Origin of the sequence: Streptomyces sp. NPDC060031 (assembly GCF_042736805.1) — a bacterium.
In the GTDB taxonomy this organism is placed as follows: domain Bacteria; phylum Actinomycetota; class Actinomycetes; order Streptomycetales; family Streptomycetaceae; genus Streptomyces.
This window is the reverse complement of sequence record NZ_JBHWVM010000021.1, coordinates 41,873-65,934: the sequence shown is the minus strand read 5'-3', so window position 1 is coordinate 65,934 and position 24,062 is coordinate 41,873. Positions and strand designations below refer to the sequence as shown.

The 24,062-nt window shown below is 72.9% G+C and carries 15 protein-coding genes and 2 pseudogenes; 9 read left to right on the top strand and 8 right to left on the bottom strand.

Going from position 1 to position 24,062, the window contains the following annotated elements; genetic code table 11:
• Positions 1–60: 60 nt before the first annotated feature.
• The 3 genes from ACFWB8_RS12400 to meaB are packed head-to-tail and all read left to right on the top strand — an operon-like array spanning position 61 to position 5,121.
• Complete coding sequence (locus ACFWB8_RS12400; RefSeq protein ID WP_385225020.1) at positions 61–1,938, top strand: methylmalonyl-CoA mutase subunit beta; 1,878 nt, start codon at positions 61–63, stop codon at positions 1,936–1,938.
• Positions 1,935–4,127 carry a methylmalonyl-CoA mutase gene (gene scpA, locus ACFWB8_RS12395; protein WP_385225018.1) on the top strand — a complete coding sequence of 731 codons (2,193 nt, stop codon included), beginning with the start codon at positions 1,935–1,937 and terminating at the stop codon, positions 4,125–4,127. Before ACFWB8_RS12400 ends, scpA begins: the two co-directional genes overlap by 4 nt.
• Positions 4,128–4,137: 10 nt before the next feature.
• On the top strand, positions 4,138–5,121 hold the full coding sequence (gene meaB / locus ACFWB8_RS12390; RefSeq protein ID WP_385225016.1) for a methylmalonyl Co-A mutase-associated GTPase MeaB: 984 nt from the start codon (positions 4,138–4,140) through the stop codon (positions 5,119–5,121).
• Between the two features lie 59 nt (positions 5,122–5,180).
• On the opposite strand, the gene ACFWB8_RS12385 is transcribed toward meaB, so the two are convergent.
• Positions 5,181–8,486 (bottom strand): NACHT domain-containing protein, encoded by a 3,306-nt coding sequence (locus tag ACFWB8_RS12385; protein ID WP_385225014.1) that lies wholly within the window; start codon positions 8,484–8,486, stop codon positions 5,181–5,183.
• A gap of 71 nt (positions 8,487–8,557) precedes the next feature.
• Entirely contained in the window at positions 8,558–9,559 is a 1,002-nt protein-coding gene (locus tag ACFWB8_RS12380) for an asparaginase (protein ID WP_385225012.1), read from the bottom strand.
• A gap of 132 nt (positions 9,560–9,691) precedes the next feature.
• Here ACFWB8_RS12380 and ACFWB8_RS12375 point away from each other — a divergent pair, with 132 nt between their 5' ends.
• The 4 genes from ACFWB8_RS12375 (at position 9,692) to ACFWB8_RS12360 (ending at position 15,581) form a co-directional block, all read left to right on the top strand.
• Positions 9,692–10,141, top strand: coding sequence for an Lrp/AsnC family transcriptional regulator (locus tag ACFWB8_RS12375; protein ID WP_385225010.1), 450 nt, complete (start codon positions 9,692–9,694; stop codon positions 10,139–10,141).
• A gap of 94 nt (positions 10,142–10,235) precedes the next feature.
• A complete protein-coding gene (locus tag ACFWB8_RS12370; protein ID WP_385225008.1) occupies positions 10,236–12,341 on the top strand; it encodes a PQQ-binding-like beta-propeller repeat protein in 2,106 nt (701 codons plus the stop codon).
• A gap of 82 nt (positions 12,342–12,423) precedes the next feature.
• The gene (locus tag ACFWB8_RS12365) at positions 12,424–13,371 is read left to right on the top strand and encodes a serine/threonine protein kinase (RefSeq protein WP_385225006.1); all 948 of its coding nucleotides are present in this window, start codon (positions 12,424–12,426) and stop codon (positions 13,369–13,371) included.
• A 5-nt stretch (positions 13,372–13,376) separates the two neighbouring features.
• Complete coding sequence (locus ACFWB8_RS12360) at positions 13,377–15,581, top strand: protein kinase (protein ID WP_385225004.1); 2,205 nt, start codon at positions 13,377–13,379, stop codon at positions 15,579–15,581.
• 165 nt (positions 15,582–15,746) lie between these two features.
• On the opposite strand, the pseudogene ACFWB8_RS12355 reads toward ACFWB8_RS12360, so the two are convergent.
• From ACFWB8_RS12355 to ACFWB8_RS12340, 4 genes and pseudogenes are all read right to left on the bottom strand, one after another.
• Positions 15,747–16,544: pseudogene (locus ACFWB8_RS12355) on the bottom strand (serine/threonine-protein kinase); the annotation flags it as partial.
• A 174-nt stretch (positions 16,545–16,718) separates the two neighbouring features.
• Positions 16,719–17,405 (bottom strand): annotated as a pseudogene (locus tag ACFWB8_RS12350) (SPFH domain-containing protein); the annotation flags it as partial.
• Between the two features lie 361 nt (positions 17,406–17,766).
• Positions 17,767–19,098, bottom strand: a complete 1,332-nt coding sequence (locus ACFWB8_RS12345) for a class I SAM-dependent RNA methyltransferase (RefSeq protein ID WP_385225002.1) — start codon at positions 19,096–19,098, stop codon at positions 17,767–17,769.
• Positions 19,099–19,205: 107 nt separating this feature from the next.
• Positions 19,206–21,254, bottom strand: coding sequence for an APC family permease (locus ACFWB8_RS12340; RefSeq protein ID WP_385225000.1), 2,049 nt, complete (start codon positions 21,252–21,254; stop codon positions 19,206–19,208).
• Between the two features lie 219 nt (positions 21,255–21,473).
• On the opposite strand from ACFWB8_RS12340, the gene ACFWB8_RS12335 reads away from it, so the two are divergent.
• Together ACFWB8_RS12335 and ACFWB8_RS12330 are read left to right on the top strand one after the other, a co-directional pair.
• Positions 21,474–22,142 carry a potassium channel family protein gene (locus tag ACFWB8_RS12335; protein WP_385224998.1) on the top strand — a complete coding sequence of 223 codons (669 nt, stop codon included), beginning with the start codon at positions 21,474–21,476 and terminating at the stop codon, positions 22,140–22,142.
• Positions 22,139–22,801, top strand: coding sequence for a potassium channel family protein (locus ACFWB8_RS12330; RefSeq protein ID WP_385224996.1), 663 nt, complete (start codon positions 22,139–22,141; stop codon positions 22,799–22,801). Before ACFWB8_RS12335 ends, ACFWB8_RS12330 begins: the two co-directional genes overlap by 4 nt.
• Before the next feature lie 101 nt (positions 22,802–22,902).
• Here the strand turns inward: ACFWB8_RS12330 and ACFWB8_RS12325 are convergent, their stop codons facing one another.
• Entirely contained in the window at positions 22,903–23,622 is a 720-nt protein-coding gene (locus tag ACFWB8_RS12325; RefSeq protein ID WP_385224994.1) for a DUF3159 domain-containing protein, read from the bottom strand.
• Between the two features lie 3 nt (positions 23,623–23,625).
• The gene (locus ACFWB8_RS12320; RefSeq protein WP_385224992.1) at positions 23,626–24,045 is read right to left on the bottom strand and encodes an OB-fold nucleic acid binding domain-containing protein; all 420 of its coding nucleotides are present in this window, start codon (positions 24,043–24,045) and stop codon (positions 23,626–23,628) included.
• Between the last annotated feature and the right edge of the window lie 17 nt (positions 24,046–24,062).

Genomic DNA, 24,062 nt, shown 5'->3' with positions numbered 1-24,062 from the left:
GGGGGAGATCACATCCAATGGTTATAGGCGCGCTTAAGGGACCCCCCTAACATTCGAGCCATGACGGTCCTGCCTGATGACGGGCTCTCCTTGGCCGCCGAATTCCCTGACGCGACGCATGAGCAGTGGCAGCGCCTGGTAGAGGGCGTGCTGCGCAAGTCGGGCAAGGAAGTTTCCGGCGAGGCAGCGGAAGACGCGTTGTCCACGAAGCTCGAGGACGGGCTCACCACCCGCCCGCTGTACACCGCACCCGCGACGGCCGAGGACACCGGCCTCGACGGGTCCGCCGGCTTTCCCGGCTTCGCCCCCTTCGTACGGGGCGGCAGGCCCGAGGGCAACGCCGCCGCGGGCTGGGACGTGCGCCAGCGGCTGCTGGGCACCGATCCCGTACGGGTGAACGAGGCGGTCCTCGGCGACCTGGAGAACGGCGTCACCTCGCTGTGGCTGACCGTCGGCAGCGGCGGCCTCCCGGTCGACGCGCTCTCCCGCGCCCTGGACGGGGTCTACCTCGACCTCGCACCCGTCTGCCTCGACGCCGGCGCCGAATACGCCGACGCCGCCAGCGCGTTGCTGCGGCTGTACGCCGAGCGCGGGGTGGCCCCCGAGGCCGCCCGGGCCTCCCTCGGCGCCGACCCGCTGGGCCACGAGGCCCGCACGGGCGAGGCGCTGGACCTGGCCGACGCCGCCGCGCTCGCCGCCCGGGCCTGCGCCGGGTGGCCCGGTGTGCGCGCCCTGACCGTCGACGTGCTGCCCTACCACGAGGCCGGCGGCTCGGCGGGCGAGGAGCTGGGCCTGTCCCTGGCCACCGGCGTCGCCTACCTGCGGGCGCTCGCCGAAGCCGGGCTGAGCACCGAAGCGGCCCTCGGGCAGTTGGAGTTCCGCTACGCCGCCACCGCCGACCAGTTCCTCACCATCGCCAAGCTCCGCGCCGCGCGCCGCCTGTGGGCCCGCGTCGCCGAGGCCTGCGGGGCCCCGGAGGCCGGCGCGCAGCGCCAGCACGCCGTGACCTCGCCGGTGATGATGAGCCGCCGCGACCCCTGGGTGAACATGCTGCGCACCACCGTCGCCTGCATGGCGGCGGGCGTGGGCGGCGCGGACGCGGTCACCGTGCTCCCCTTCGACCACGAGCTGGGCCTGCCGGACGCCTTCGCCCGCCGCATCGCCCGCAACACCTCCACCATCCTGCTGGAGGAATCGCACCTGGCCCGCGTCATCGACCCGGCCGGCGGCTCCTACTACGTGGAGCGGCTCACCGACGAACTCGCCCACGCGGCCTGGGAGTTCTTCCAGAGCGTCGAGAAGGCCGGCGGCCTGGCCGCCGCCCTGCGCTCCGGGCTGGTCGCGGACCGCCTCGCGGCGACCTGGGCCGAGCGGTCGAAGAAGCTGGCCAAGCGCCGCGAACCGATCACCGGCGTCAGCGAGTTCCCGCTGCTGTCGGAGAAGCCGGTCGTACGCGAGCCCGCGCCGCCGCGGCCCACCGGCGGGCTGCCCCGCGTACGGCGTGACGAGGCGTACGAGGTGCTGCGCGCCCGCAGCGACGCGCACCTGGCGGCGACCGGCGCCCGTCCGAGGATCCTCCTCGCGGCGCTGGGCCCGGCGGCCGCGCACACCGCGCGCGCCACCTTCACCTCCAACCTGTTCCAGGCGGGCGGCATCGAAGCGGTGCACGACCCGGTCTCGGTGGACCCGCAGACGGCCGCCGCGGCCTACGCGGCGAGCGGCGCGGACGGCATGGCCGTGCTGTGCTCCAGCGACGCGCTGTACGAGGAGCAGGCCGAGGCGGTGGCCGCCGCCCTGCGCGCGGCGGGCGCGACGACCGTGTTCCTCGCCGGCCGGCCCGGCACCGCGGAAGCCTCCGTGGACGAGTACGTCTTCGCCGGCTGTGACGCCGTCGCCGTGCTGTCCTCCGTACTCGACCGGATGGGAGTGCAAGCATGAGCATCCCCGATTTCTCCGAGCTCGCGCTGAACGGCGCCGGCGCCGGCCGCGCGGCCGGTTCCGAGGACCAGTGGCGCACGGCGGTGAAGGAGTCCACCGGCACCGCCACGGGCGATCTGCTCTGGGAGACCCCCGAGGGCATCGGCGTCAAGCCGCTGTACACCGGCCGGGACGTGGAGGGTCTGGACTTCCTGCACACGTACCCGGGCGTGGCCCCGTACCTGCGCGGCCCGTACCCGACGATGTACGTCAACCAGCCCTGGACGATCCGGCAGTACGCGGGCTTCTCCACGGCCGAGGAGTCCAACGCCTTCTACCGGCGCAACCTCGCGGCCGGCCAGAAGGGCCTGTCGATCGCCTTCGACCTGCCCACGCACCGCGGCTACGACAGCGACCACCCGCGCGTGACCGGTGACGTCGGCATGGCGGGCGTGGCGATCGACTCGATCTACGACATGCGCCAGCTCTTCGACGGCATCCCGCTGGACAAGATGACGGTGTCGATGACGATGAACGGCGCGGTGCTGCCGGTCCTCGCCCTCTACATCGTGGCGGCGGAGGAGCAGGGCGTCTCCCCCGACAAGCTCGCCGGGACCATCCAGAACGACATCCTCAAAGAGTTCATGGTCCGCAACACCTACATCTACCCGCCCAAGCCCTCGATGCGGATCATCTCCGACATCTTCGCCTTCACCTCGCAGAAGATGCCGCGGTACAACTCGATCTCCATCTCCGGCTACCACATCCAGGAGGCGGGCGCGACGGCCGACCTGGAGCTGGCGTACACCCTCGCCGACGGCGTGGAGTACCTGCGGGCCGGGCAGGCCATCGGGCTGGACGTGGACGCCTTCGCGCCGCGCCTGTCGTTCTTCTGGGCGATCGGCATGAACTTCTTCATGGAGGTCGCCAAGCTGCGTGCCGCCCGCCTGCTGTGGGCGCGCCTGGTCAAGCAGTTCGACCCGAAGAACGCCAAGTCGCTGTCGCTGCGCACCCATTCGCAGACCTCCGGCTGGTCGCTGACGGCGCAGGACGTCTTCAACAACGTCACGCGCACGTGCATCGAGGCGATGGCCGCGACCCAGGGCCACACCCAGTCGCTGCACACCAACGCCCTCGACGAGGCCCTGGCCCTGCCGACGGACTTCTCGGCGCGCATCGCCCGCAACACCCAGCTGCTGCTCCAGCAGGAGTCGGGGACCTGCCGCTCGATCGACCCGTGGGGCGGCAGCGCGTACGTCGAGAAGCTGACGTACGACCTGGCGCGCCGTGCCTGGCAGCACATCGAGGAGGTCGAGGCGGCCGGCGGCATGGCGCAGGCCATCGACGCGGGCATCCCGAAGCTGCGCGTGGAGGAGGCCGCGGCCCGTACCCAGGCGCGGATCGACTCCGGCCGGCAGCCGGTGATCGGCGTGAACAAGTACCGGGTGGAGACCGACGAGCAGATCGACGTCCTGAAGGTCGACAACTCCTCGGTGCGCAGCCAGCAGATCGCCAAGCTGCGGCGGCTGCGCGAGGAGCGCGACGAGGCGGTCACCCAGGACACCCTGCGGGCGCTGACGAACGCCGCGGAGCGCGGCGACGGCAACCTGCTGGCGCTGGCGGTGGACGCGGCGCGGGCCAAGGCGACCGTCGGTGAGATCTCGGACGCACTGGAGAAGGTGTACGGCCGGCACGCGAGCCAGATCCGTACGATCTCGGGTGTGTACCGCACCGAGGCAGGCGAGTCCCCGTCCGTGGAGCGCACGCGCGCGCTCGTCGACCGGTTCGAGGAGGCGGAGGGACGCCGTCCGCGCATCCTGGTCGCGAAGATGGGCCAGGACGGGCACGACCGCGGCCAGAAGGTGATCGCGACGGCCTTCGCCGACCTGGGCTTCGACGTGGACGTGGGCCCGCTGTTCCAGACCCCGCAGGAGGTGGCCCGCCAGGCCGTCGAGGCGGACGTCCACGTGGTGGGCGTCTCGTCGCTGGCGGCCGGCCACCTGACCCTCGTACCGGCGCTGCGCGAGCAGTTGGCGGAGGAGGGGCGCGAGGACATCATGATCGTCGTGGGCGGGGTCATCCCGCCGGCCGACGTCCCCACGCTGCTGGAGATGGGCGCGACGGCGGTGTTCCCGCCCGGCACGGTCATCCCGGACGCGGCCCACGACCTGGTGACGCGGCTGGCCGCGGACCTGGGCCACGAGCTGTAGGCGGCGGCCGGTGCCGAAGATCGACATCGAGGCCTACGCGAAAGGGGTGCTCGACGGGAAGCGCGCGTTCGTCGCGCGCGCCATCACCCTCGTCGAGTCCACCCTGCCCGCGCACCGGGCACTGGCCCAGCAGCTCCTGACCGAGCTGCTGCCCCACTCGGGGCGGGCCCGGCGCATCGGCATCAGCGGTGTGCCGGGGGTGGGCAAGTCCACGTTCATCGACGCGTTCGGCACGATGCTGACGGCACTGGGCCACCGGGTGGCGGTGCTGGCGGTGGACCCGTCGTCGACGCGTACGGGCGGCTCCATCCTGGGCGACAAGACGCGGATGGAACGCCTCGCGGTGGACCCGGCGGCGTTCGTCCGGCCGTCGCCCTCCGCGGGGACGCTGGGCGGGGTCGCGAAGGCGACGCGCGAGTCGATGATCGTGATGGAGGCGGCGGGCTACGACGTCGTCCTCGTGGAAACGGTCGGCGTCGGCCAGTCGGAGACGACGGTGGCGGGGATGGTCGACTCCTTCCTCCTGCTCTCGCTGGCCCGTACGGGCGACCAGCTCCAGGGGATCAAGAAGGGCGTCCTGGAGCTGGCGGACGTCCTGGCCGTGAACAAGGCGGACGGGCCGCACGAGCGGGACGCGAAGGCCGCGGCGCGCGAGCTGGCGGGCGCGCTGCGCCTGATGCACCCGGCCGACGCGGCCTGGACCCCGCCGGTCCTGACGTGCAGCGCGCGGGAGTCGGCGGGGCTGGACGAGGTCTGGAACCGGCTGGAACAGCACCGCCGGCTGCTGGACGCGGGGGGCCGGCTGGCGGCCAAGCGGGCGGCGCAGCAAGTGGAGTGGACCTGGGCGATGGTCCGCGACGAGCTGCTGGAGCGGCTGCGCGCGGACCCTTCGGTGCGCTCCCTCGCGCCGACCCTGGAAGCCTCGGTCCGGGCAGGCACCCTGACCCCCACCTCCGCGGCGGACCAACTCCTGACGGCCTTCGGCCGGTCCTGAGTCGGGGCCGGGCGCCGCTCGCGCGAGGGCGGGGGCGGGGGCGGGGGCGGGGGCGCCAGTCAGCTGGAGCGCAGGATCACGGACGGCGGGAGCCGGTCGGCGCCGCGGATACGGTCGTCGGCCGTCTCGACGTAGACGTTCCGCAGGCGGCCCAGCGCGGCGAGCGGGGCCAGGTCGATGTCGCCCTCCGCGGTGACGTCCCCGATGAACCGGCATTCCTCCAGGTGGGGGAAGGCTTCGGGCAGCCGCCGGACGGCCCCCTGGAGGACCCGTTCCCCACCTCCGCCGGTGAGGACCAGGGTGGAGACGCCCGGCAGGCTCGCTCCCGCCGGGAGGAACTCGAACGACGCGGCGGCCACGGCGAGATGGACCAGGGCCGTCAGCTCGCCGATCTCCTGCCAGTCCGCGGCCGAGGCGGGTCCGGACGCCGGGTTTAGCACCATGGACTGGAGCCCGGTGAGCGCTCCCAGCCCCTTGAGTCCGTGCGCGGGGCTCATCCCGCCGGACACGGTCAGGATCTCAAGAGGCGCGTCCGCGGGCAGGGCCTGCGCGGACCACGTCATACCGGCGGGTCCCCGCAGGGTCAGGTGTGCCAGGTGGGGCAGCCGGGAGACGACGCCCAGGTCGACGTCCGAGCGGTCGGTGGCGAAGTCCAGCTGCCGAATCGGCAGGCCGCCGATGGCGCGGATGTCCGTCAGCTGCGGGCAGTGTCCGATCACCAGGGCCTCCAGCCGGGACTGCCCCGCCAGGAAACCGAGATCGGACACCGGTGAGTCCGTGAGCGCGATCTCCGTGAGGACGGCCCGGCCGACGTGCGCCTCGACGACCGCGGGGGACACCCCGCTCCGGATGTCCAGACGTTCCGGCCGCAGTCCGAGACGTTCCAGATGGCGCAACTGCTCGTCCGACCGCACGGTGTACGCGAGCAGGGCTGGGTCCAGCCGGGCGATGATCTCGTCCGCGTAGGCGGCGCTGTCGAACCGCGACCACGCCCACACGAGCTGGGAGCGGACCGGCAGGAAGGGGTGCTCGGCGAACTGGGCGAGGAAGGCCATCGCGGCCTCGGACGGCACGTGGGAGGCCGCGATCACCACGTGGTACGCGTCCCAGTCGTCGAGGCCCTGCGTGGGGAGCAGCCCGAGGATCAGCGGGCCCACCTCCGCCAGTGCGCGCGCCTGGATCTCGTCCACCGGCGGGATGAGCGTGGCGGTGCGCACCTCAACCGTCTCCCGTGTCCCGGGGTCCAGGGTGGTGGCGTGTTCGAGGCAGGCCGCGGCGAGCAGGTAGACGCGGGCCCGCTCGCGTTGGTCTGGGCAGCGGTCGCCCCGCGCGACGAGGTCCCGGATGATCGTGACGCGCTCCGCGGGCCGGGCCTGGGCCACCGCCATCCGGATCACGTCCTCCCACTGGTCGTTGTCCGCGTGCTCGGTCAGCAGTCCGAAGTCGCCCTCCTCCACGGCTGCCCGCGCCCCGAGGAAGTCCTGGAAGGTGCGGTGGACGAAGTCCACGGTGCCGGGCGCCGGTTCCCGCAGGAGTCCGCTGCGCTGGAGGAAGTGCCCGAAGACCACGGGCGCCTCACCCAGCGTGGCCGCCTCCGGGACCGAGGGCAGGGCGCGGGCGATGATGTCCTGTGCCCGTGAACGGTCCATCTCCGTACGGCCGTTCTTGATCAGCCAGTACGCGAGCCGCTGGAGCAGGTCGAGCTGCGGCTCCTCCCTCAGGTCCGGGCCCGCCATGTCGCGTTCGCGGTCGCGGCGGCTCAGCAACATGGAGAGCGCGGCCTCGTAGAGGTCCTTGCGGCCGTGCGGGAGGTAGCCCCGCCGGTCCCGGTGCAGGGCGCAGATCAGCCCGCACATGAGGGGGTTGGTCGCGAGCCGCCCGAGATCGGCCTTGGTGCGCACGGCCGTGAGCAGCTGGGCCTCGTACCGCGGGAGGGCGGAGTCGTCATCGGTGCCCACGCGGGCCGCCGTGTGCCACCGCCTGATGAAGGTGGCGATGTCGGCGGGGCCCATGGCGGACAGCGTCAGCTCCGTGAACCCGTCCTCGGCGAGCCAGTCCGCCCCCACGGCGGAGGGGCGCGAGGTGACGAGCCAGCGGTTGTCGCCGTCGTACGTGTCCATGAGCTCGCGCAGCCAGCCGCGGGCCCGCTCCCGCTCGCGGTCGGGGATCTCGTCGATGCCGTCGACGAGGACCAGCCCGCGCCCGGCCGCGAGGACCCGGTGCGCCCAGCCGTCCGGCTGGGCTCCACCGAGCGGACAGCCCACGGCGGCCAGGAAGTCCTGAGGCAGGGGAAGCCGCTCGCCGTGGCGAGTCAGGGTGCGCAGGGGCAGGACGAAGGGGACGCGGTCGTAGAGGTACTCCATCTGCGGGGTGAGTTCCTGCCGTGCGGCGGTCACGGCCAGCCACTGCACGAGCGTGCTCTTCCCGGACCCGGCCTCACCACGCAGGAGGACCCGGTGGCTGCCGGCCAGGGCCTGGTCGGCGGTCAGCGGCGCGAACTCGGCATGTACGAATTCCACGGTCGTCTCGGGCCACTGGTCCGCGGCTTGCACGACCGGGTCCGCGTCTCCCCCGGCCGACCCCGGCGGCGCGGAGGCAGCGAGCACCGCCAGGGCGTGCCGGGCCACGAGGCTCATGCGCCGCGAGCCGACGCGCCGCGGCGGCGACGTCGCCTCCAGACTCAGGTAGGCGGCGTCCAGCGGCCACTTCGTCGGCGAGTTGCCGAGGTCGATCCCGTAGATGGTCAACTTGCCGTGCCTCTTGGCCACGTACGGCAGGTAGCCCTGCTCGAACGCGGCGTCCTCGGCTCCCGGGAGCGGTGCCCGCCGGATCAACTCATCGATCCTGGCGGTCAGTTCGGCGACGGCGCGCGTCTGGGTCACCAGCGTGTGGGCGACGAACGTCGAGCGCTGGGTGAAGAAGTGCAGGATGTGCAGGCAGGCGGCTTCGAGCAACTGCGCGTAGAAGTACGTCGCGTCGACGCCGAGTTCCCGCTCCGGCCGGCCACCGGCCCGTCGCAGTTCCCGGGCGAAGTCCGCGGACCCCAGCCGGACGGCGTCCACATCGGTCAGGGTGATGTCGCCCAGCGCGTGCAGGGTCGTGGCGAGGGCCTCGATCACCGCCCGCTGCTCGTCGGCGGCGACGGCGCGCTCGCCCGTACGGAGGGCCTGCGCGACCAACTTGGCGGCCAGGCCCCGCAGATCGGCCTCGGTGAGGGAGCGCTTCTCCCCTCTGAAGGACACGCGGCTGGAGATCCGGACCGGCCGGTCGACCAGACCGGCCCCGGGCCCTTCGGCGACGAACAGCTTCTTGACGAGCGGACCGATGACCGCCGAAGCGAGCCGAATGACCGTCCCGGATTCCACGGATCCCCCCGATGGCCGATGATCCCGTTACTCAGGGGATCCTACGGCGCCCGGGACCGGAAGAGACGGCTTCAGGCGTCGACCAGGACCGACCCGGCCGCGCCGAGCACGCGGCGCAGGACCCGCCCCTGCTCCGCCACGTCGTCGGACGCGAGCAACGCGGCAAGCACCGCGATCCGCGCCTGCCCGGCCCGCAGGGTCCCCGTCGCGGCGGCCCCGGCCGCGACCAGGTCCACCGCCCCGCCGTGCGTGTAGATCTCGGTGACCGGCCCGGCCGCAACACGCGTGGTCAGCGCGACCAGCACCCCCCGGGCCACGGCGGCCGCGACGGCCTCCACGATCTCCGGGGTCGCATTGCCCGCACCCGTCCCGACCAGCACGATCCCCCGCGCCCCCGCGGCAACGGCGGCGTTCAGCAGCACGGCGTCCCCGTCGGCGTGGTGCACGACGACGTCGACCCGCGGCGGCAGCTCCGGCATCGCCGGCAGCGCGAGCGCCGCCGACCGCTGGGGCGACCGCAGCACGGTGACCTTGCCGAAGCCGACCTTGCCCAGCAGTTCCTTCGAGGGGTCGGCGAACGCGTCCAGCGCCACGGCCTGGGTCTTCACGGTCCCGCGGGCCGCGTGCACCCGCCCGGCGAACGCGACCAGCACGCCCAGCCCCCGTACCGTCGCGGCGGTCAGCAGCGCGTCGTACAGATTGCCGGGACCGTCCCCGTCCGCCGTGCCCATGGGCCGCTGCGAGCCGGTGAACACCACGGAACGCGCGTCGTGGTGGTGCAGGTCCACCAGGAAGGCCGACTCCTCCAGGGTGTCGGTGCCGTGCGTGACGACGATGCCGTCCACGCCCGGGTCGGCGAGCACCTCGTGCACGGTGCGCAGCAGGGTGAGCTGGTGGGCGGTCGTCAGCCGGGGGCTGTTCACGCTGAACAGGTCCACGACCTCGACGGTGAGACCCTCGGGAAGCGGCGCGGTCGCCATGACCTCGCTCCCGTCGGCGTCCGCGGCGAAGCCGGATCCCTGCCAACGGCTGGCTATCGTGCCGCCGGTGCTGATGACGACGATGCGTCCCATGGCCGCCCTTCCCTCGCAAATCACCCAGAGGTCGTACAGATTTTCTATAGACGGCAATAGTAGGGGGATCTACGCGCAATGTGATTGCGGATTCAACCCGTCCTGTGACAAACCGTGGGGGATGATTGCGTCATGGACGCCATCGACAGAGATATCTTGCGTGAGCTCCAGGCCGACGGCCGGCTCAGCAACCAGGAGCTCGCCGCCCGCGTGGGCCTGACCCCCTCCCCCTGCATGCGCCGGGTCCGCCAGCTCGAACAGGACGGGGTCATCCAGGGGTACCGCGCGGTGATCTCCCCCGAGGCGGTCGGCCGCGGCTTCGAGGTGCTGGTCTCCGTCGAGGTCCGCCGCGACCGCGAGGCGGTGGAGGCCTTCGAGTCCGCCCTGCAGGACATCCCCGACGTCATCGAGGCCTACCGCCTCTTCGGCAGCCCGGGCTGCCTGCTGCGCATCGCGGTCGCGGACCTGCGCGCGTACGAACGCCTCTGGATCGAGAAGCTGACGGCCCTCTCCGGCGTCACCGAGGTCAACTCCCAGATCATCATGAAACGCATCAAGGAGCCGACGGGCCTGCCCGTCTGACACGGGGCCTGCCCGTCTGACACGGGCCTGCCCGTCCGGCCTCGCGGCCGCCGCCCTAGGATCGGGCCCGGCCCCGAACAGGAAGCAGCACCCCATGAAACCCCTCGGCTCCGGCGACCCGATCCGGCTCGGCCCCTACCGGATCCTCGGCGTCCTCGGCGAAGGCGGCATGGGCAAGGTCTACTTCGCCCGGGACAACGGCGGCGCCGTCGCCGCGGTCAAGGTGCTGCTGCCCGAGCTCGCGCACGATCCGCACCTCGCCCAGCGCTTCCTGCGCGAGGCCCACACCGCGCAGGCGGTCACCAGCGGTGGCGTCGCACGCGTCCTGGGCGCGCAGAGCGAGGACAGCCGGCCCTGGATCGCGACCGAGTTCCTGGCCGGTCCCACCCTCGACGAAGCCGTACGCCGGTACGGGCCGTTCGGCGCCGACGGGGTGCGCGCGCTGGCCGCCGCGCTCGCCGCCACCCTGCGCGACATCCACGCCGCGGGGCTGGTGCACCGCGATCTGAAGCCGGCCAACATCGTGCTGACGTCGACGGGACCGCGGGTCATCGACTTCGGCATCGCCCGCCCCGAGCACGGGCTGACGCTCACCACCACCGGCCAGGTGCCGGTCACCCCCGGGTACGGCGCCCCGGAGCAGGTCCTGGGGCAGCGCGTGGGTCCGGCCGCGGACGTCTTCTCGCTGGGCGCGGTGCTGGCGTACGCCGCCACGGGACAGCGCGCGTTCGACGGGACGCACGTGGCCGCGGTGCAGTACGAGGTGGTGCACGGGGAGGCGCGACTGGGCTCCGTACCCGATGAGTTGCGCCACCTGATCGCGCCGTGCCTCGCCAAGGAGGCCGCGTACCGTCCCACTCCCGACCAGGTCGGGGGTGCCTTCGCCCCGCCGCGCGGAGCGGATCTGGCCTGGCGCAAGGGGCCGTTGGCCGAGGACATCGCGCGCCGGACCGCCGAGGCCGCCCGCCAGGCCGTGCAGGGCGCACCGGGCGGGGGCCCGCAGTCCGGGGCCGGGCCGTCGCGGCGGCGGCTGCTGCGCACCTCGCTGGCGGCGGGCGGGGTACTGGCCGCCTCGGGCGGCGCCACCGGGGCCTGGTGGCTGATGCGCGACGAACCCAGGCGGTTCCCCGCTGCCGGCCTGCCGAGCAACGCACGGCCGCTGTCGCTTGCGGACGCGCGGTCAGGCGCCGCCCCGAAGCCGCTGTGGGGACCGCTGCGGGTGGCGGCGCAGCCCGAGGACGGCAGCGTCACCACCCCGCTGCCCCTGCGTGACGTGGTCGTCTTCGCGGCCGCGGGCGGCGGCCTGGCGGCGCGTCTGGCGACCGACGGCAAGGAGAAGTGGCGGCTGGCGGACGTCTCGCCGGCGGCCGGCGTCCTCGCGCTGTCCGAGAACTGGTTCACCGTCGCGGACGAGGCCGGCGCCCTGCACGCCTTCGAGGCCTCCACCGGCAAGCCGCTGTGGTCGGCGCCGGACGCCGACGCCGAACGCCTGCTGGCCGCCGACGAATCGGCGGTCTACCTGCTGACCCGCGACTGGCGGCTGCGCTGCGTGGAGACCCGCAACCGCACGGTCCGCTGGACCGCGCCGATCCCGGCGGGCACCGTGGAGAAACCCGGGCCGCGGGCCGCGGTGGGCAGGGACGCGCTCGTCGTCTCCGGCACGGACGGCACCGTCATCACCTTCGACACCGCGACCGGAGCGCAGGTCTGGAAGGCCGCGGGCCAGGCCCCGTCCGCCATGGCACCGCTGATCCACAAGGACATCGTCTACCTGGGCGGCCGGAGCCTGACGGCCCGTGTCCTGCGGACCGGCGTCGAGCGGTGGTCGGCCGAGGCGTCGGAGGTCCCGCAGAAGGGCGCCGGCGGCTGGGGCCCGCTGGTGCTCGGCGGCGACTTCGCCCTCGGCATGAACGGCACGTCCCTGTGCGAGGTGTCGCTGGACCCCGAGCGCGGGCGGCCCGTGACGCGCGGCCGCGCCGCACGGGGCCCGCTTCCGCACACCCCGCCCGTGGTGCAGGGCCGCGCGATCTGGGTGGTCGAGCCCGGCGGGCAGGGCGTCTCGGCGTACTCCGCGGCGCAGGGCGTACGGCTGTGGACCTGGGCGCCCGAGGCGCGGGGGGCCTGGGCGCTGTCCGGTGCCTGGAACCGGGTGTTCCTCGTCAACGGCGGGAAGCTCACGGCCATGCCGACGGTCGGATGACCCGGCCGGTTTTCGGTATGCCGTCGGGGACCGCTTAGGCTCGGGCGGCCGAGCAACCGACCCGGGGGACGGGACCACACGCATGGAAAGCCTTCGTCAGGACGATCCGACGCACGTCGGGCCGTACGTCACCCTGGCCCGGCTCGATGCCGCGTCCGCCGAACGGGCCGTCCCCGAACGCCGCTACCTCGCGCGCGGCGCCGACGGGGAGCGCACCGTGCTCGTCTGCGTGCCGCGCGTCGGGGCCGATCCCTCGCGGTGGGCCCTCGAGGCCGAGGGCGCCCGGCGGCTGTCGCCGTCGCTGCCGCGGTTCCTCCCTGTCACGGAAGTCGGCGGAACGGCCGGGTTCCCGTGGTACGCGGTCCCGTACACGCCCGTACTGCCGCTGCCGGCCGTGCTCGACGCGTACGGCGGGCCGCTGCCCGAGGAGTACGTACGCGGGCTCGGCGCGGCGCTCGCGCAGGCGCTGGCCGCCGCGCACGCCCAGGGGGTGGCGCACGCGGGGCTGTCGCCGGCCGCCGTGCTGCTCACCGCGGGCGGGCCGCTGCTGGGCTGCTTCGGCGCCGCACGTGCGGCGGCCCCCGACGGGGTGCACAGGGCGGGGCTGCCCGGGCTCGACCCGGGATGCCTGGCGGCGGAAACCGCCTCGGGCGGCCGGCCCGGGCCGCCGGGCGACATCTTCGCGCTCGGCGCGGTGCTGGCGTACGCGGCCACCGGTCACACCGTGCCGGAGCGGAGCGAACTCCCGCCCGGGCTCCGGGACTTGATCGGTGCCTGCCTGTCCTCCGACCCGGGGACGCGCCCCGGGTCGGCCCAGGAGCTGCACCGGATGCTCACGACGCCCGCGCCCGGCACCGGGCCCACCTGGGAAGACGCGGCCGCGCCCGTTGCGACGGTGCTCGATCACGCGGTCGCCCCGGCGGCGCCGGGGCGGGTCGTCGCCGCGCTCGCCGCGCAGTCCGCCCGCCTGCTCGCCGCGGAGCTGCCCGCCCCGCGAGATTCGTTCCCGCCGGCCCTGAAAGTGCACTGATCCCGATGCTCCCCACCCCGGCCGCGCGCGGCCCCCTCGCCCCGCTCGCCCATGACGATCCGCACCACCTCGGCGGTCACCGGCTGTTGGCCCGGCTCGGCAGCGGTGGCATGGGCACCGTCTATCTGGCCCGCTCGACGGCCGGACGCACGGTCGCGCTCAAGACCGTGCACGCCCGGATCGCCGCCGACGCCACCTTCCGCACCCGCTTCCGGCTGGAGGCCGACGCGGCCCGGGTCATCGGCGACCGGTACGGGGCCCGCGTGTTCGGCGCCGACCCGCTGGCCCAGACGCCCTGGCTGGCCACCGAGTACGTCATCGGCCCGCAGCTCGACGAGGCGGTCGCCGCCGCCGGTCCCCTGCCCGAACCGGTGGTCCGGGCCCTGGGTGCGGACCTGGCCCGGGCCCTGGGCCGGCTGCACGCCTCGGACGTGGTGCACCGCGACCTGAAGCCGTCCAACATCATGGTCACCGCCGCCGGGCCCAAGGTCATCGACTTCGGCATCGCGCGCGCCCTCGGCGACGAGCGGCTGACCGGCGTGGGGGTCGCGGCCGGCACCCCCGCCTTCATGTCTCCCGAACAGGCCGCCGGCCTCGAACACACCCCGGCCGGTGACGTGTTCGCACTCGCGGGGGTCCTGCTCTTCGCGGCCGCCGGGCACGGCCCCTTCGGCGGTGGGCAGGCCGCCGACCTGCTCTACCGGGTCCGCTACGCCGAGCCCGACCTGGGCGGCGTACCGCAGGCGCTGGCGCCGCTGCTCGCCCGCTGCCTGGACAAGGACCCCGCGCGGCGGCCCACGACGGCGGGGCTGGCCGAGCTGCTCGCCCCCGGCGCGGGGGTGTTCGCGGACGGGCTGCCGCAGCCGGTGCTCGCGGACATCGCCCGGCGCGCCGCGGCCGTGTGGCAGGAGCCGCCGCCCCGCCTCCCGGCCCCCGCCGGGGAACCGGCGACCGTGCCCGATGCCGGGACCACGGCCGGCGGCGGCATGTCGCGCCGCAGGCTGCTCACGGTCACCGGCGCGGCGGCCGGCGGGGTGGCGCTCGCCACGGGCGGCGGGCTGTGGGCCTGGCTGTCCGCCCGGGGGCAGGAGGAGGAGTCCCCGCCCGCCCTGGGCCAGCCGCCGGCCGCCCTGTGGGAGACGAGCGCCGTGAGCGCCAAACCCGGCAGCGAGCCGCTGCGTACGGGCGACGAGCTGATCGCGACCGCCGGCATGGGGGCCTTCGGCTTCAACCCGCAGAAGGGCAAGCCGCTTTCGGACCGGGGCATGGTCGGTGACGCCTGGCGCATCGCCACCGACGGCAAGGTGCTCTACGGGCTGAGGGACCACGAGGTCGCCGACAAGGCGCTCGTCGTCGTACGCCTCCCCCAGGGCGGGCGGGGGCAGCAGGAGACATCCGTACGGCTGGCGGCCTTCGACAGCGCCGAGCGGCTCAACCAGATCCTGTGCGTGGACGGCGACACCGTGTTCCTGTGCGCCAAGTCCGTTGCGGGCGGGCAGTGGTTCGTCCTGGCGGCGAGCCTGAAGTCCGGCGGTGAGCTGTGGCGCCAGCCCACCGCGCCGCCCGCCGAGGCCTCCCTTGCCGGGTCGCTCCCCTGCGTCGTGCGCGCCAAGACCCTGCGGGTGGGGCTGCTGGTGTGCCGGGGGGCGGGCCGGGGCGACTCGCTGCGCCTGTCGGTGCACGACCCGGCCACCGGCGCGGAGCGCTGGACGGTCTCGCTGCCCGCACCGGGAGCCCGGCCCCACCGGCTGGCGACGGACGAGGACCACGTCTACCTCGGCGCCGCGACCCTTCAGGCACTGCGGCTCACCGACGGGTCGGCGGCCTGGTCCTTCGGCGCGGGCCGCAAGGTGGGCGAACTACGGCCCGCCGAACGCCAGTACGGCATCCCGACGGTCCGGGACGGGGTGGTCTACGCCGTCGAGGGCACCCGCGGCATCGTCGCCGTCGACGCCCGCACCGGCAAGGTGCGCTGGACGGAGACCCCCCTGAAGGACGCCCGGCCCGACCGCGACCTGGCGCCGGTGGCGGGCACCGAGCAGGTGTACAGCATGGACCGAACGGGCCTGCGTGCGATCGACGTCCGCTCGCACCGCGCGGTCTGGCGCTACAAGACGTCCGCGATCACCGTGTCCCCGGATCCGGACCCGGCCGTCAACCAGCTCTACATCCGCGACGACACCCGCGTGCTGGCCCTCCCGACGCGGTAACCGCGGACAGCGCCACCCGCCCCGCACGCCAAACGCACGCGTACGACCCGCCCCCGTCCCCGTCCCCCGGGCTGAACACGACCCAAGGCGGCCACGCTCCCTGCCGAAGCCTCACCCGTCGCCGCGCACCGCCTCCAGGAACCGCGACGCGCTCCCCGTGGCGTGTCATCGGGAAGAGGGAGGGACCCGGGGCGGCGCGCTTGCCCAAGCCCCGGGTGCCGAGACGGTGGACACCTGATGCAGGCCGACCAGGGTGCGTACGGCACGCGGCAGCCAGTCCGTCAGGGTCTGCTCCTCGGCGCCTCCGATCCGTCGCAGGATCTCGGTGGGGGTGGGGCGGTCCGCGGGGTCCGACCTGAGGCAGTCCGTCACCACCGCGGACAGATCGCCGGGCAGCAACCGCAGCGCGTTGTCGAGAACGGCGCCCTCGGGGAAGGGGGCGGCTCCGCAGGCGTGGCACAGCACCATTCCGAAGGCGTACGCGTCCACGGCCGCGGTCAGCGGAGCACCGGTCAGCTGCTCCGGGGCGAGGAACCCGCGGGTGCCGACCACGAAGTCCGTGCGCGTGAGCGCCGTGCCGTCCGCGGCCCGCGCGATGCCGAAGTCGATGACGCGGGGTCCCGCATCCGAGATGACGATGTTGCTGGGCTTGAGGTCCCGGTGGATGATCCCGCAGGCGTGGATGCCCTCAAGCGCCTCGGCCACGCCGAGCGCCAGGGTCCGTACGGTCCGGGCGGGCAGCGCGCCGTGGGTGCGCAGCACCTCGTGCAGGGAGGGGCCGGGGATGTACTCCGTCACCAGCCAGGGCCGGGCGTCCTCCGCGCCCGCGTCGACCACGGGTGCGGTGTGGAAGCCGCCCACGCGGCGCGCGGCTTCGATTTCCCTGGCGAAGCGGCGGCGGAAGGACGGATCCTCGGCCAGCTCCTCCCGGACCACCTTGACGGCCACACGCCGGGCGCCCGGCGACAGGCCGAGGTAGACGGTGCCCATCCCGCCTTCGCCCAGCCGGGCCGAGAGCCGGTAGCGGCCCACCTGACGCGGGTCCTCCCGGCGCAGCGGCTCGTGGTGAACGGCGGGCGGGTTCGGCTCGGGCGGGGTGAGCGCTGAGCGTGGCTGAAGCGGCACCAGGAGCGCCTCCTGGGCCTCGGCCGCCTTGCGGATCTGCGCGATCTCGATCTCGCCCTCGGCGCGCAGGATGGCGGCCTGCTTCTCGCCTTCGGCGCGCAGGATCTCGGAGTGCCGGACGCTTTCGGCGTAGAGGATGGCGGCGCGCTTGTCGCGGTCGGCGCGCATCTGCTTCTCCATCGAGTCCTGGATGGCGGTCGGCGGCTCGATGGCCTTGAGCTCGACGCGGTTGACGCGGATGCCCCACTTGCCGGTGGCCTCGTCGAGGACGCCGCGCAGGGCCGCGTTGATCTCCTCGCGGGAGGTCAGGGTCCGCTCCAGGTCCATGCCGCCGATGATGTTGCGCAGCGTGGTGATGGCGAGCTGTTCGATGGCCTGGATGTAGCTGGCCACTTCGTACGTCGCGGCGCGGGCGTCGGTCACCTGGTAGTAGACGACGTAGTCGATGTTGACGACCAGGTTGTCCTGGGTGATGACCGGCTGCGGCGGGAACGGGACGACCTGTTCCCGCAGGTCGATCCGGTTGCGGATCCGGTCGAAGGGCGGGAACACCAGGTTGGGTCCGGTATGCAGCATCCGGGTGTGGCGCCCGTTGCGCTCGACGACGGCCACCGAGGCCTCGGGGATGATCCTCAGGGCCAGGGCCGCAAGGCCCGCGAGCACCAGCGCCAAGGCTCCCGACAGCACCATGACGTTCAACAGCGCCGCCCCTCACGCACCTGTCCACCCGGAACTGCAGTGTCGCAGAACTGCCTTGCCCCGCACAGGCTTTGGAAAGCCACCCGCACGACACCCGGCACGGTTGCCACGGGTGACCGTCTACCGACGCGGCGCGACCGGGCTGGCACCGGATGCGGCGCGCCGCCTCTCGGCGAGGCTACAGCGGGCGGTGCCGCGGAACGACGTGCCCCAGTCGACACGACGAACGGCCGCCCGCCGTAGCCGCGCCGGCAGCAGCGCGCGCCCTCCCGGACGGCGGCTGGCCCGGAGGGAAGTCACTGCGCTCAGCCGCACGGCTGGAGCGCGTGAACCCCGGCCGCACACTGCCCCAACCCGCAGGTCAGGCGCCCTTGCCGACCGGCTCCAGGATCGCCACGCACTCCACGTGGTGGGTCATCGGGAAGAGGTCGAAGACGCGCAGGGTACGGACCTTGTAGCCCGCCTCCTTGAAGTAGCCCAGGTCGCGGGCCAGGGCCGCCGGGTCGCAGGCCACGTAGGCGATGCGGCGCGGGGTGAGGCCGGCCACCTGGCGGACCGTCTGCTTGCCGGCGCCCGCGCGGGGCGGGTCGAGGACGACCAGGTCGCACTCGGTGATGCCGGTCTTCGGGAGGATCTGCTCGACCTTGCCCTGCTCGACGCGGACCCGGGGGAAGTCCGCCAGGTTGTGCCGGGCGTCCTCGACCGCGCGCTTCGTGGACTCGATGCCGAGCACCGCGCCCGTCTCGCCGAGGCGCTCCGCCAGGGCGCCCGCGAAGATGCCGACGCCGCAGTAGAGGTCGAGGGCCATCTCGCCCTTGCGCGGCATCAGGCCCTGCATGACGGCCTTGATCAGGGTGTCGGCGGCCTGCGGGTGGACCTGCCAGAAGCCGCCCATGCCGACGCGGTACGTACGGCCGTCCGCGCGCTCCCGTACGAAGGGGCGGCCGTGGACCCGGTGGACTCCGCCGTCCTTCTCCTCGACGCGCAGGACGGAGACCGGCTTGTCCAGCTCGACGAGGGGGAGGCGGCCGCCGGGGCGGGGGGTGAGGACCACCTGACGGTCGTTCGAGCCCGAGGCCGCGATGGCCTCGACCGACGCCATCTGGGGCCAGTCCTGCTTCTCGATGCCCAGCTCGCTGACGCCCGGCGCCGCGATCATGCAGTGGTCGATCAGCTCGATGTCGTGCGAGCGGTGCTTGCGCAGGCCCGCGTTGCCGTCCTCGTCGATGGCGAACTGCACGCGGGTGCGCCACTGCGGGACCTGCCCGGCGGGGAGCTTGTCGCCCTCGGCCGGCATGACCGTGCCGTCCCAGCCGGCCTCCTCCGGGGTGAGCCCGGCGAGCCGCTTGAGCTGCTCGGCGACGACCTCGCCCTTGAGCCGGCGCTGGGCGCCCGGCTTGGCGTGCTGCCAGTCGCAGCCGCCGCACTTGCCGGGGCCGGCGTACGGGCACGGAGCCTCGACGCGGTCCTTGGAGGGGTCCAGCACGGTGATCGCGTCGGCGCGCAGGAAGCGGGAGTCGACGTCGCCCTCGGTGACCTTCGCGACGACCTTCTCACCGGGCAGGGTGTGGCGGACGAAGAGGACCCGGCCGTCGGCGGTCCGGGCGATGCAGTGCCCGCCGTGCGCGACGGGACCGACCTCGACCTCGTACTCCTCCCCGACCAGTGACTGCTTCTCGTTCTGCTCGGTCATGGTGGGGAGGCTCCAAGGCTAAGAAAGGGAGAGACGGGGAGAAAACAAGGAACGGCCGGACGGCCGACCCACCAGTTTACGTGGATCTCGTCCGGCCGTTCACCACGCTACTTCGCGGCGGGGTCCTTGGGCCGCGGCGTGTCCACGGGCCCGCGGCGCACAGCGCCCGGGGCGCTCCACTCGGCCCGCTTCTTCGCCCGCTTCTTCGCGAGCTCGGAGGACTCCAGCTGGTAGGGCACCGAGGTGACCATCACACCGGGGGTGAACAGCAGCCGGCCCTTGAGCCGCAGCGCGCTCTGGTTGTGCAGGAGGTGCTCGTACCAGCGCCCGACGACGTACTCCGGGATGTACACGCTGACGGCGTCGCGCGGGTTCTCGCTGCGCAAGCCCTTGACGTACTCCACGACCGGCCGGGTGATCTCGCGGTACGGGGAGTCGAGGATCTTCAGCGGGACGTTGATCCCGCGGCGCTCCCACTCCTCGCGCAGCGCCTTGGTCTCGGCCGTGTCGACGCTGATGCTGAGCGCCTCCAGGGTGTCCGAGCGGGTCAGCTTGGCGAAGGCCAGGGCGCGCAGGGTGGGCTTGTGGACCTTGGAGACCAGGACGATCGAGTGGACCCGGGAGGGGCGCACGCTGTCGTCGCTGGGGCCCTCGGCCGCCGCGATCTCGTCGGCGACCCGGTCGTAGTGCTTGCGGATCGCGCTCATCGTTCCGTAGAAGATCAGCATTCCGAGCAGGGCGACCCAGGCGCCGTGCGTGAACTTGGTGGCCAGGACGACGACCAGCACCATGCCGGTGAAGAAGGCGCCGAAGGTGTTGATCGCCCGCGAGCGGTGCATCCGGCGGCGGGCGACCGGGTCGTGCTCGGACGCCAGGTGGCGGTTCCAGTGCCGGACCATGCCGATCTGGCTCAGCGTGAAGGAGACGAAGACGCCGACGATGTAGAGCTGGATCAGCTTCGTCGAGTCCGCGTCGTAGATCCACACCAGCAGCATGGCCGCGCCCGCGAGGAGCACGATGCCGTTGGAGAAGGCGAGCCGGTCGCCGCGGGTGTGCAGCTGGCGCGGCAGGTAGCGGTCCTGGGCGAGGATCGAGCCGAGCAGCGGGAAGCCGTTGTACGCGGTGTTGGCGGCGAGGAACAGGACCAGCGCGGTGGCCGCGGCCAGCACGATGAAGAGGAAGCTGCCGTTGCCGAAGACGGCTTCGGCCACCTGGGAGATGACCGGGTGCTGGACGTAGTCGGGTCCGACCGGGACCCCGTCCTTGAGCAGGTCGGTGGCGGGGTTCTCCGCCATCCGCACGTTGGTGGCCATGGCCAGGCCGATGATCCCGCAGAACATGGTGACGGCCAGGCCGCCCATGAGGGCGAGGGTGGTGGCCGCGTTCTTGCTCTTGGGCTTGCGGAAGGCGGGTACGCCGTTGCTGATGGCCTCGACACCGGTCAGGGCCGCACAGCCGGAGGAGAAGGCCCGCAGGAGCAGGAAGACCAGCGCGAAGCCTGCCAGCCCCTGTTGCTCGGCCTTGATCTCCAGGTCGGCCGTCGGGGCCTCCATGGAGTCGCCCATGACGAGGCCGCGCCAGGCACCCCAGGCGATCATGACGAATACGGCGCCGACGAAAATGTACGTCGGGATGGCGAAGAGGTTTCCGGATTCCTTCACGCCGCGCAGATTCATCAGCGTGAGCAGCAGAATCATGATCATCGCCGAGAGCACCTTGTGCTCGATGACGAAATCGACGGCGGAGCCGAGGTTCTCCACCCCGGAGGAGATCGACACGGCGACGGTCAGGACGTAGTCGACCAGGAGGGCGCTGGCGACGGTGAGACCGGCCTTGGGGCCGAGGTTGGTGTTGGCGACCTCGTAGTCACCGCCGCCGCTGGGGTACGCGTGGACGTTCTGCCGATAGGAGGCGACCACGGTGAACATCAGCACCACGACCGCGACGGCGATCCATGGGCTGAACTGGTACGCCGACACACCCGCGATCGACAGGACCAGCAGAACCTCGCCAGGGGCATATGCCACTGAGGAGAGCGGGTCGGAGGCGAAGACGGGGAGGGCGATTCGCTTGGGGAGGAGCGTTTCCCCGAGGCGGTCGCTGCGTAGCGCCCGGCCGATCAGGATCCGTTTGGGCACGTCGGTCAGTTTGGACACGCAGAGGATCGTAAGCGTTCGAAATCAGCCTGACGAACCCCCCGCCGGTATACGGGGCAAAGTGCCACCGCATCGAGGGCAATGCGCCGCCCCCTCCAGCGCAAATGGTCACACTGGTGACCGCCCGTGTGTAGCTTGGGCCATGGTCTGAGACCCTGTTAAGCCAGAGCAGCAATGAGGCTGGAAACCAGCGAGCCGCTGACAGCCGGAAGGACGGCCGTGCACATCGTCATTATGGGCTGCGGAAGAGTGGGTTCCGCCCTCGCGCAGACCCTGGAGCAGCAGGGGCATACGGTCGCCGTGGTGGACCAGGACCCCACCGCATTCCGTCGGCTGGGAGCGTCCTTCGGCGGCCGCCGCGTCACCGGCGTCGGCTTCGACCAGGACACCCTGCGGGAGGCCGGCATCGAGGATGCGGGTGCCTTCGCGGCCGTCAGCAGCGGTGACAATTCCAACATCATCGCCGCCCGCGTGGCCCGTGAGATGTTCGGCGTCGAGAACGTCGCCGCCCGCATCTACGACCCCAAGCGCGCCGAGGTCTACCAGCGCCTGGGCATCCCCACCGTCGCGACCGTGCGGTGGACCGCCGACCAGATGCTGCGCCGGCTGCTGCCCTCGGGCGCGGAGCCGCTGTGGCGCGACCCGAGCGGCGGTGTCCAGCTCGCCGAGGTACACACCTCCGCCGCCTGGATAGGCCACAGGGTCAGCAAGCTGCAGGAGGAGACCGGCGTCCGCGTCGCCTTCCTCACCCGACTGGGCGAGGCCATGCTGCCGACGTCGGCGACGGTCCTCCAGGAGGGCGACCTCGTCCACGTGATGATGCGCACGGACGAGATCGACAAGGTCGAGGCGTCCTTCGCCGAGGGGCCTGAGGAGGCACACGCATGAGGGTCGCGATCGCCGGAGCCGGCGCGGTGGGCCGCTCCATCGCCGGTGAGCTGCTGGAGAACGGCCACGAGGTGCTCCTCATCGACAAGGCGCCGACCGCCATCTCGGTGGAGCGGGTGCCGCAGGCCGAGTGGCTGCTGGCCGACGCGTGCGAGATCACCTCGCTGGACGAGGCCGCGCTCCAGCGCTGCAACGTCGTCATCGCGGCGACCGGCGACGACAAGGTCAACCTGGTCGTGTCGCTGCTCGCCAAGACCGAGTACGGGGTCCCGCGGGTGGTCGCCCGCGTGAACAACCCGAAGAACGAGTGGCTCTTCAACGAGTCCTGGGGCGTCGACGTCGCGGTCTCCACCCCGCGCCTGATGTCGGCCCTGGTCGAGGAGGCCGTCAGCGTCGGCGACCTGGTGCGGCTGCTGCGCTTCAGCCACGGTGACGCCAACCTCGTCGAGCTGACCCTGCCGCCCGACTCCTCGGTGGCGGGCACCCAGATCAGCGAGATCGCCTGGCCCGAGGACACCTCGCTGGTCACGATCATCCGCGGCAACCGGGTCCTCACCCCCCACGGCGAGGAGACCCTGGAGCCGGGCGACGAGCTCCTCTTCGTGGCCGCTCAGGCCCGCGAGGAACAGCTGGAGGACCTCCTCCAGGCCCGCCACTAGCCCCTGCGGGCACGCTGCCGGGCAGCCCCCGGCAGCGGCGCCGCACCCGCGCGCACGAAGGGGCGGGGTGACCATCCGGTCACCCCGCCCCTTCGTAGGGGTCAGGCCCCGCGCTCCCGGGCGGCGGCGTCCTTGGCCTCCCACTCCGCGATCACGTCGATCGGCGGCGGCGCCTTCGCCAGGAAGACCCACGTGAAGTACACCGCCAGCACCATCGGCGGCAGCTTCAGCGCGATCAGCACCCAGCCCAGCTGCGTCGCGTCGCCCCACCAGTACAGCGGGAAGAGGATCGCGTACTTCGCGAGGAAGATCAGGCCCCAGGCCAGGCTGGCCTTGGTGTACGCCTTCTTGCGCCCGGGGTTGCGCGTACGCCAGGACAGGTTCTCCTTGAAGACCGGCCCCAGCACCACGCCCAGCAGCGGGAAGCCCACCAGCGCGGAGAGCGTGAAGGCCACGCCCAGGCCGGCGCCGTAGATCATGCCCGGCAGGTAGAACCCCTTGGCACTGCCCGTGAACAGGGCGAAGGCGACACCGACGCCCACTCCGAAGACCCCGCTGAAGGCGTGCTTCACGGTGTCCTTGCGCAGCAGCCGCACGATCACCAGGAGCACCGCGAGGGCGCCCGCCGCGATGGCGGACAGCTTCACGTCCTTGTTGACCGTGTAGATCATGACGAAGAGCAGGCCGGGGAGCATCGTCTCCACGGTGCCCCGGATGCCCCCGAAGGCGTCGAACAGCGCCGCCTGGGTCACCGCCTTCTGGTCCTCGGAGGGAGCCTGGTCAGCGGATTGCGGGCTGGTCGGTTTGTCGAGTGACGTCACCGGTTACTGCTCCTGTCCGAGCGGTCGGAGTTCGTACTTCGGGTTGAAGAGCACCCGACGGCCGTGGCTCATCGAGATCCGCCCTGAGGCGATCATGCGACGGCCGGGTTCGATTCCCACGATCGAGCGACGCCCGAGCCATACGACGTCCAGCGCGGCCGAGCCGTCGAAGAGCTCGGCCTCCAGGGCGGGGACGCCCGCCCGCGGCCGCAGGGTGACGGTCCGCAGGGTCCCGGTCACCTTGACTATCTGGCGGTCGTGGGAGTCGCAGATCCGCGTGCACCCCGCGGCCTCTGCGTCCTCCTGCAGCTCCGCCGAATGCAGCTCCTCCTGCGAGGTGGACAGCCGCTCTATCATCCGGCGGAACCGGCCCGCCGGCCTGGCCGGCTTGGTGAGCTTCTCGGGACGCGGTTCAGCACTCATACAGGAAGCGTACCGGC

Coding starts and splice junctions, on each gene's coding strand:
- ACFWB8_RS12400 (WP_385225020.1), top strand. CDS start 61: ATGACGGTCCTGCCTGATGACGGGCTCTCCTTGGCCGCCGAATTCCCT.
- scpA (WP_385225018.1), top strand. CDS start 1,935: ATGAGCATCCCCGATTTCTCCGAGCTCGCGCTGAACGGCGCCGGCGCC.
- ACFWB8_RS12380 (WP_385225012.1), bottom strand. CDS start 9,559: ATGGGACGCATCGTCGTCATCAGCACCGGCGGCACGATAGCCAGCCGT.
- ACFWB8_RS12375 (WP_385225010.1), top strand. CDS start 9,692: ATGGACGCCATCGACAGAGATATCTTGCGTGAGCTCCAGGCCGACGGC.
- ACFWB8_RS12370 (WP_385225008.1), top strand. CDS start 10,236: ATGAAACCCCTCGGCTCCGGCGACCCGATCCGGCTCGGCCCCTACCGG.
- ACFWB8_RS12365 (WP_385225006.1), top strand. CDS start 12,424: ATGGAAAGCCTTCGTCAGGACGATCCGACGCACGTCGGGCCGTACGTC.
- ACFWB8_RS12360 (WP_385225004.1), top strand. CDS start 13,377: ATGCTCCCCACCCCGGCCGCGCGCGGCCCCCTCGCCCCGCTCGCCCAT.
- ACFWB8_RS12345 (WP_385225002.1), bottom strand. CDS start 19,098: ATGACCGAGCAGAACGAGAAGCAGTCACTGGTCGGGGAGGAGTACGAG.
- ACFWB8_RS12330 (WP_385224996.1), top strand. CDS start 22,139: ATGAGGGTCGCGATCGCCGGAGCCGGCGCGGTGGGCCGCTCCATCGCC.
- ACFWB8_RS12320 (WP_385224992.1), bottom strand. CDS start 24,045: ATGAGTGCTGAACCGCGTCCCGAGAAGCTCACCAAGCCGGCCAGGCCG.